Genomic DNA, 1,282 nt, shown 5'->3' with positions numbered 1-1,282 from the left:
TCCGCTTTGTAACGAAGCAATCTTTCTGTCAGTGTCGCTCCGTATTTGCGAGTGCAAAAGTAAAACTTTATTTCGTAATGACCAAATGTTTTGAAAGAAAAATTTAAAGTTTTTTATGTAACCTTAATCCCTTTCTAAACCTTAATCTTCTAACTCCTGCGCTCCCGTAATTGGGATTGCAAAGATACAAACTTTATTCTAACTCGCAACTTTTATTTGATAAAATTTGCAAAGCTTTTTTTCGTTCTTATCTTTTTGAAGTAATATCGTCTCTGCTTAGCTAAAAGCTCTTCTGCGCTACTGATATACTCTCGTTTTCAGTGGGGCAAAGATAACAACTTATAACAACACAAAACAAATAGATTTATAATAAAAATAGAAAAGTGGAAAACTATCAACATAAACACCTTATTGTTAACACCTTAACAAACAATTATAGTTATCCACAATGAGTGTTAATAACCTGGATTATAAAAATATCCATGCTAAGGAGATATACCTATCGTATTATATACAAAAAAGGCTATTAAAGAATATAGTGTATTTACTAAATTATAATAGCTTTTGCATAAAACAAATTATCATATTTTTTGAAAGTGATTTTTATAGTACAGCATATGAAGAGTGTTTATAGAGAATGGATCTATTCAAAGAAAATGGAAGTAGCCATAAAGATTGAGAATATTTTTAAGCTTATCAAAATAATATCCACATCCCAAAAAGTATGTATATATCTGGGGAAAAAATGAGAGAGTAAAAATATCTAGAAAAATAAAGTAAAGACTATATTTCTAATTGAAGGATGATCTTTAAAAATATTTGAATATAAGCTTCTATGCTAGTTGACATAATCATTCTTCAATAGGGACCGGATAATAGTCCTGAATTTAGTTGAAGGAAGGTGTTCAAAATAAAAAGTAAAGACTTAGATAAAAAATCAGTATTTATACCAAGAACTCAAGTTGCATATGACTCATTATCCATTGCCGATTACCGATCTTTCAATTTGGATTTGATCAAATTGGATTTATTTTACAAGCAGTTTTCCAATTACTTATTATCAATTACTCATTTCCCATGTTCTTTTGGGTATTATTGTATTATCGTAAGAGCTATTAGGATTAGGTATAGTTCAAAAAAAAAGTCTCATACATTACTGTATGAGACTTTTAAAAATAAAATAAAAACTGGCGGCGACCTACTCTCCCGCGTTAGCAGTACCATCGGCGCTGGTGGGCTTAACTTCTGTGTTCGGAATGGGAACAGGTGAGCCCCACCGCTA

1 rRNA gene is annotated in these 1,282 nt (G+C 30.7%); it reads right to left on the bottom strand.

The features are described 5' to 3' along the window. Positions 1-1,185 precede the first annotated feature (1,185 nt). Positions 1,186-1,282, bottom strand: a 5S ribosomal RNA gene (gene rrf, locus BBI01_RS07955); the annotation flags it as partial.

This window comes from Chryseobacterium artocarpi (assembly GCF_001684975.1).
Classification (GTDB): Bacteria; Bacteroidota; Bacteroidia; order Flavobacteriales; family Weeksellaceae; genus Chryseobacterium; species Chryseobacterium artocarpi.
The sequence above is the reverse complement of the archived record's forward strand: the minus strand, read 5'-3'. Positions and strand labels throughout refer to the sequence as shown.